This is a genomic window from Caldanaerobius fijiensis DSM 17918, from assembly GCF_900129075.1.
GTDB classification, from domain to species: Bacteria; Bacillota; Thermoanaerobacteria; order Thermoanaerobacterales; family Caldanaerobiaceae; genus Caldanaerobius; species Caldanaerobius fijiensis.
Map to the genome: position 1 here is coordinate 21,793 of NZ_FQVH01000032.1, position 7,524 is coordinate 29,316.

The window sequence follows — 7,524 nt, forward strand, 5'->3', positions numbered from 1 at the left end:
ACAATAAAAAAGGTGAAGAATCATGATAGCAGAAGAGAGAAGGACCAAAATAATTGAAATATTAAAAAATGCCAAAGAAGCCATATCGGGGTCTGACCTTGCCAAACTGCTTGGTGTCACAAGACAGGTCATAGTTCAAGATATAGCTATTTTGAGAGCTAAAGGTATTAGGATATTGTCTACTCCTCAAGGTTATGTATTAGATCTTGAAAAAGAAAATTCGGTAAAAAGAGTTTTTGCTGTTAAACATGGATGCGACAGAACGGAAGAAGAATTAAACCTTATAGTCGACAATGGAGGCAAGGTGTTGGATGTAATCATAGAACATCCTTTTTATGGCGAGTTAAAAGGGGTTTTAATGCTTTCCTCAAGATATGATGTAAGCAAGTTTATGGAGTTTGTAAAAGAAGGCAAAGCCACACTTTTATCTTCGCTTACAGAAGGAGTGCATCTTCATACTGTTGAAGCAGATAATGAAGCGGTGTTAAGCAGGATACATAAGGTATTAAAAGAAAAAGGTTTTTTAATAGAATAAGAAGGATAACCACTTATTTAATTTAATAAGTGGTTATTTTATTCTTGACACATGTATATACACCTGTGTATACTATGAATATAAAAATATAAATATCGGAGGTTTTAATGTGAAAGCGAGAGAAATTACAATTGGAGGACTTTTAACGGCACTCTCAATACTTATACCCTTAGCTTTTGGAGGAGTATTGGGAATAGTTATACCGCCTTTTTCGGCTACACTGGCATCTCACGTACCTGTGATGCTGGCAATGCTTATAAGTCCTTCGACGGCGGTATTTGTGGGTATTGGGTCTGCAATAGGATTTCTGATCAAGTTAGGTCCTATAATAGCGGCGAGAGCGGCGGTTCACGCAGCATTTGGATATGTAGGGGCAAAAATGATACAAAAAGGATATTCTTTTCCTGTAGCTTTGGCAGCAATACTTCCCATACATGCGGTTTTGGAAGCTGTTGTTGTAATGCCCTTTGGGTTTGATTTTTACAAAGCTTTTGTGGTTATAGGAATAGGGACAATGATTCACCATACTATAGATTCATTAATTGCAATAGCCGTTTTTTATGCATTAAATCCTATTTTACGATTAAGACCTATCAATACAAGAAGTTAGCTTTTTCTATGAATGTCCTGATTTTGGGACATTCTTTTTTTGTGAAAATTATAAACCATATATGCTATATAAGCACAAAGAAGGAATTTTGTGATTTGTGTAGAATTTGTGTAAAAGTAATAAGTATAGAGGTAGATGTTATGGGTTGTTATGGTAAAAGATTACCCCTAGTAAAGTGAGAGGTGAGAAGGTGGTGGACTTGTTCAGAATAGAACACAAGCAATTTAAAATAAGTGGCGAAGATGCTCATTTGTTGTCAGGTGAAATGCCATATTATAGAGTTGAACCAGATTACTGGAGAAAATGCTTAAGACATGCAAAAAGTATGGGGCTTAATACTGTGAGTTTTTATATCCCATGGATTGTACACGAATATCAGGAGGATAAATTCGATTTTGACGGAAGTACGAATCGTCGATTTAATTTAAAATTATGGCTTGAACTTATTAAGGAAGAAAATATGTTTGCAATTGTAAGACCCGGTCCATATGTTTATAATGAAACTTTAAATGCCGGGATACCTCAATGGTTTATAGAAAAATACCCACAGGCAAGGGGAGTAAGGTGGAATGGTAAAGAATATAAGGTAATAAAGGATGCTGTTTCCTATATGCACCCGGATTTTAGAAGTCGTGTAGAGATATGGTATAAGAATGTAGCCGATGTTTTAAAACCATACCTGTACTCAAATGGTGGGCCGATAATATTTGTACAATTAGACAATGAGGTTCCGGGAATACAAGAATGGCGTGGCGGTTTTGACCAGAATCCTGAGACCATGAGATATGGTCATAAAGACGGTTATTTTTCTACATTTTTGCGAAATAAGTATAAAGATATAAAGGCATTAAACAACGCATATGGAAGCAATTATAGTCAATTTGAAGACATTAGTCCGCAAAATGTGGATATAACATCAGAACAATGGAAGATAGATGAATATGAATTTTACTACAATTTTTACCTGCCTCAGTATTTTGTGTTTTTACAAGATACGTTAAAAAGTTACGGTATAGATGGCTATTTTACCATAAATGCAGCCAGTGGAAATTATATATTCAGGTTAAAACCGTCTGCAAAAAAATGTCCGAATACTCTTTTGGGTGTGGATTCATATTACAATTTACATAAGTCTCTGACATTTGATTCGGCGACCCTTTCATTTGATATTGAATATGTGCATGAATTGCTTAGTGAAGCGATAGAAGGGCCTGAAACAATTCTCGAATTTGAAGCTGGGATGCTACACGATTATCCTAGGGTTTATGGCTCACATCTGTATCTATGGTATGCCTGGGCATTGATTGAGGGATTCAAAGGTCTTAATGGTTTTAATATCATGAGTGGTGTTAATCCTCATGGTTTAGGGTCTATGCAGGACAGCATATATTACCAGACGCCTATAACGGACAAAGGTGAATTAAGAGAAAACTATTTTGCAATACAGAAGGCATTAAAATTATTCGGCCATGACAAGTGGCTTTTGCACAGCACAAAAAAGTATGAAATGGCCTTGGGCATAGTTGAGGATAGGAACGTAGAGCATGAACTGGCTCATATGTTGTTTAACTTTAATATTTCATACAAAGTAGTTGATCTTAAAAAACGTACGGTCGATGAATTACTTCAGTATCCTTTTATCTGGGTATGTTCTGATAAGGTAATGGATGGAGAGACACAGCAAAAGCTTATAAATTTTGTAGAATCTGGTGGAAAATTGATATTGTCAGGTGCGCTTCCAGAGAAGGATACTGTGGGCAGAAAGGTAGATATTTTAAAGAGTGAATTTGGTATTGAAGCAGAAGAAAGAAGCGATCAGCCCAAGGTGGTGATTAATGGAGTTGATTATTATACTGGAAATGATTATGAACTGCCTTTAATGGTAAAATGCAGTACAGATTGCAAAGTAATAGCAAATAGTGTTGAAAATAAGCCGGTTATAATAGCGAAGAAAATTGGCAATGGTAAGGTTGTATATATTGGATTTAACATAAATTATTGTTTTGATGACCAGTATATAATAATCAAGAATATATTTGATGAACTCGGTGTAAAGCGATTCTTAGAAGCAAACAATGATGTACGTGTAATCGTTAGAACAGGAGAAGATGGGATGAAAAAGGCATTTGTTATGAATTACCACCCGATGCCGGTAAATGCAAGGATAAAGATATTTGATAAATCATACAACTTTATTATTCAAGCTTATGACATAATATGGTTTGATGTATAGAAAATAGATTTATTTGGAGGGAGTAGTTTACGAAAAAGAGGTTAAGTTAAAAGAGACACTGCTTAAAGACAGAAGGTTACTTATGAGTATAAATGTTCCAATAAAATTGAGCCCTATTGTGCTAACATTTGAGGTGATATAGTTGTCAATTGAGTATATAATAGCGTTGTGTTTTATAGGATTTACTGCTGCATTTATTGATTCTATAGCTGGCGGAGGTGGTATAATAAGTTTACCAGGACTTATGATCTTGGGTGTACCTCCTGTTTTTGCACTCGGTACAAACAAATTTGCGTCAACATGTGCATCTTTTACAAGTTCTCTGACATTTATAAGGTACAGGATATTTGATTATAGTCTTTTGAGATATCTTGTTTTTGGTACACTAATTGGTGCAGCAATTGGTGTCAAAACAGTGCTTTTTATTAACAGTTCACATTTGAGAATTATTATAATTGTCTTGATGATTTTTGTCGCATTGTATACGCTTTTGGCTAAGAATATCGGTAGTGAAAATAAATTTGAAGGCGTAAATAAGAAAACTATTACAATAGGCCTTATAATATCAATAGCACTTGGATTTTATGATGGTTTTTTTGGTCCAGGTACAGGCTCTTTTTATATATTTTTATTTTTAACGCTTTTAAATTACGATTTTAAAATAAGCGCTGGAAACGGTAAAATACTTAATTTTGTTAGTAATATAACATCAGTGATTCTGTTTTCTTTAAATGGGAAAATTATGTATTCTGTAGCTATACCAATGGCAGCTGCGATGATATTCGGTGCGAGATTGGGAACAAAAGTTGCAATAAAAAATGGAGCAAAACTGATAAAGCCTCTTCTTGTTTCAGTGACATTTTTATATGCAGCAAAGATGATTTTTGATGTTATACACTGATGGCATACATAAAATACAAAAAAATACATATAAAGTATCTGCAGAAAGTTAAAAATGGTATAGGGGTGAAACAATGGATAAAATCTATCTGGAACGCTATGAATATTTAGGTTATGCCCGCTATATCTGTACTTCCTGCAATCACTGTACTAGTAAAATGGGGATAAGCTATTGCAGCATAAAAATGCGAGGGTGCTGTTCATATTTTCCGAAATTTGAACTTATAGACATACATAGAATGGTCAAATCAGTTGACGGTTTACAAGTGTTGAAGCGAATAGTTGATAATCCTGGAACAGTCATTTATAACTATTACTTACACGCAAAAGGATATTTTGACCGGGAAGGCTATTTAGAGTACTTGAAAAATGGTCCAGAGGATGATGGTATAAAAGATAAGACCATTTTCTTTAGAGCCTGTCCATTTGTTAAGAGTGGATATGGGTGTACCCTTCCACCTGTATATCGCAACTACGTCTGTAATTTTTATATTTGCGATGAGGTTATGAGCAATGTTGATAAAAAAGAGGTTATGCAGCAATATATAGAAGAGCGTTCGAGGTATGCCAGATGGGTAGAATGGGAAAACATGTCACTGGAGAGGATATTATCTGAGCATCACCTTAATTTTCGATGCGATTTTGAAGGGACCATAAAACTTCTGCAGGAGATACCGCTGGATATTTATGAATTTCCTGCTTTGGAAGAGATAAACGTAATAGGAATGAACGAAAAAGATGCGTAAAACACACTATCAATTAGACAAGTTTCGTGTATTCAAGGCGATAATACGTCAGGTATATATGGTATATACTATCACAATTTATGGAGAAGGGAGTATCAAATATTGACATATATATCTAAAGTATGGTAAAATAAACTTTAAAGAGTATTAAGTTTGTCAACGGATGAGAATTTTTGCATTATCTGAGGTTGACGAGAATTTTATACTGGGAGAGGGTATTAAAAACCCTCATGTTATACGTGTTTTTTAGTGGGTTTCAATCGGACCATTGTGGAATTGAAATTTGCAAATTGCCTGTATATGAACCCAACGGAGCATTGAGTTTCAATCGGACCATTGTGGAATTGAAATCGTACCTGTTCTCATCTGAACTCTGCATTTTTACTCTGTTTCAATCGGACCATTGTGGAATTGAAATCCACATTTGCTATTTCCGTTGATGGCACGTCCAATTGGTTTCAATCGGACCATTGTGGAATTGAAATTTGCTGTGTCGCAAAGTCAAGAGCTTCATTGACAATGTTTCAATCGGACCATTGTGGAATTGAAATATGAGTCCGTACTTTTGCGCCAACATCGCCGTATACAGTTTCAATCGGACCATTGTGGAATTGAAATTAGTAGCTGTTTTGATCCCCTCATTAATTACTATAAGTTTCAATCGGACCATTGTGGAATTGAAATTAGCAGTTTTTCCCATTCCAGTATCATCAGCAAGTATAGTTTCAATCGGACCATTGTGGAATTGAAATTCCTTCTTTTTAATAACTTCTAATTTCCCATACGATGTTTCAATCGGACCATTGTGGAATTGAAATGTGCAAGTTCAAGTGCTGCTGGTGCTAAAGCATCAGTTTCAATCGGACCATTGTGGAATTGAAATGAACCGTACTGGTTATTCCCTCGCGGCATAAACCCAGTTTCAATCGGACCATTGTGGAATTGAAATGTGAATTTTGGACATGCCTTTCAACTCCGGAATTGCGGTTTCAATCGGACCATAGTGGAATTGAAATAGCTGTATAATCTCACCTGTTGTTGGATCTACATGCATGTTTCAATCGGGCCAATGTGGAATTGAAATATAGCAATGGATGGAAGGAATATATTGCAGGCCTAAAGTTTCAATCGGACCATTGTGGAATTGAAATTTGGTATATTTTACATCGCGTGCCCAGTTAATGAGTTGTTTCAATCGGACCATTGTGGAATTGAAATCAGAAAAGCTGATTGAATATTTATTTTAATTTAAAAATTTTTACAAACTAAATACCTCACGTAAAGCGAGGATTGTCAATATTTTATGAAAATGTCACCTTAAAAAGGTCAAATAACCGAGTCAATTATCGCATTTCAAAATGCTTGTACAGCTGGCATTTTGAGATTAAAAAATTAAATTATTTTGTACCTTTTCACTTTTTCCTGTACCATGAGATAACGCACCTCGTTTTTCATAGTGACATTTTGTTAAAATAATTTACAAGATGACATTATCACAACATAATCACCCCCACGCAAAGCAAGGACTTGAAACGAAAAGGCTGACATGATATAATATGGCCTCGATAAGGTGTTGGTGTGTTTGTATGCATGAGGGTATTTTTTTATTAGCAGTATTTTGGATTAGCCTGTTGGCGAGTATTTTTTTGGTTACAACTACATAACCCACTTTATATGGGAAATTTTCACTATTTTTCTTCTGGTAGTGATGTTTAATATCTTCGTGATATTTCCAAGAGGGGAAAAGTATCCATTTTTAGAATTGTTAGGTTTTACCTTCCTTGGAACAGCTGCTCTTGAATTTGCTCACGCAATTACTTACCCTGGTTATATTTATAACAATCCAGCACTATCAACAGAATTTTGGATGTTTACGCGTGGGTTTTTTTGATGGGCATGGTTTTTACCACATTGATGTATAGAGCACGGGAAAAATATTTCAAAACCCCGAAGGGAGTTATTTACCTTCCTTTGATTGCGCTAGCTGTTATAATATTTGCGGAAGGATTAAGTCACACTCGTATTTTTTATAGCCATGACCATATAGCACCTTTAAAAACAGCTATCGAAATAATTTACACAACAGTTTTTTTATTATAGCTTTTTTGATGAAGAAAGTACCTTTTGTTTCTCTTAGTGCGATACTGTCAGGTGTAGCTGAACTGAGTTTTGCATGGAACACGGATTTTTTTCCTTTAAGAAGAACCAGCGGGAATCCTCTCCAATTCATTGGAGAGATGAAAGACGGAATTCAGCGGGCAAAGGGAATATGTGCTAAAATATAAGCAGGAAGGAGGTGATCATGTGAGCGAACATACAAAAAGTGTATTTTTGTATGGAAAACCTACAAGAATTAAATTGGACGAGCTTCTAAAAATTCAAAAACTATATACCCAGCTTATTAATACTTATATCGAATTACTGTTGAACAATAGAAATTTGTATTTATCAATCTTCCTTAATGATAAAAAAGATAGCATAGCACGTCAATTCGAGAAAA

7 protein-coding genes and 1 CRISPR repeat array are annotated in these 7,524 nt (G+C 35.1%); all 7 genes read left to right on the plus strand.

Features of this window, described 5'->3' with window-relative positions; translation table 11 throughout:
• The first annotated feature begins 22 nt into the window (after positions 1-22).
• Positions 23-535: a transcription repressor NadR gene (locus tag BUB87_RS11120; RefSeq protein WP_073345394.1), complete on the plus strand. Its 513-nt coding sequence runs from the start codon at positions 23-25 to the stop codon at positions 533-535.
• Between the two features lie 109 nt (positions 536-644).
• On the plus strand, positions 645-1,145 hold the full coding sequence (locus tag BUB87_RS11125) for an ECF transporter S component (protein WP_073345396.1): 501 nt from the start codon (positions 645-647) through the stop codon (positions 1,143-1,145).
• 193 nt (positions 1,146-1,338) lie between these two features.
• Positions 1,339-3,378 carry a beta-galactosidase gene (locus BUB87_RS11130; RefSeq protein WP_159432410.1) on the plus strand — a complete coding sequence of 680 codons (2,040 nt, stop codon included), beginning with the start codon at positions 1,339-1,341 and terminating at the stop codon, positions 3,376-3,378.
• Positions 3,379-3,520: 142 nt separating this feature from the next.
• Positions 3,521-4,279: a TSUP family transporter gene (locus tag BUB87_RS11135; protein WP_073345401.1), complete on the plus strand. Its 759-nt coding sequence runs from the start codon at positions 3,521-3,523 to the stop codon at positions 4,277-4,279.
• Positions 4,280-4,352: 73 nt separating this feature from the next.
• The gene (locus BUB87_RS11140) at positions 4,353-5,024 is read left to right on the plus strand and encodes a hypothetical protein (protein WP_073345404.1); all 672 of its coding nucleotides are present in this window, start codon (positions 4,353-4,355) and stop codon (positions 5,022-5,024) included.
• Between the two features lie 253 nt (positions 5,025-5,277).
• A CRISPR array of direct repeats spans positions 5,278-6,242; the repeat unit is 30 nt; unit sequence GTTTCAATCGGACCATTGTGGAATTGAAAT.
• Positions 6,243-6,696: 454 nt separating this feature from the next.
• A complete protein-coding gene (locus BUB87_RS15100) occupies positions 6,697-6,915 on the plus strand; it encodes an MASE3 domain-containing protein (RefSeq protein WP_407641841.1) in 219 nt (72 codons plus the stop codon).
• Between the two features lie 413 nt (positions 6,916-7,328).
• The coding region (locus tag BUB87_RS14785; protein WP_234946030.1) for a hypothetical protein at positions 7,329-7,524 on the plus strand (196 nt) is incomplete at its 3' end.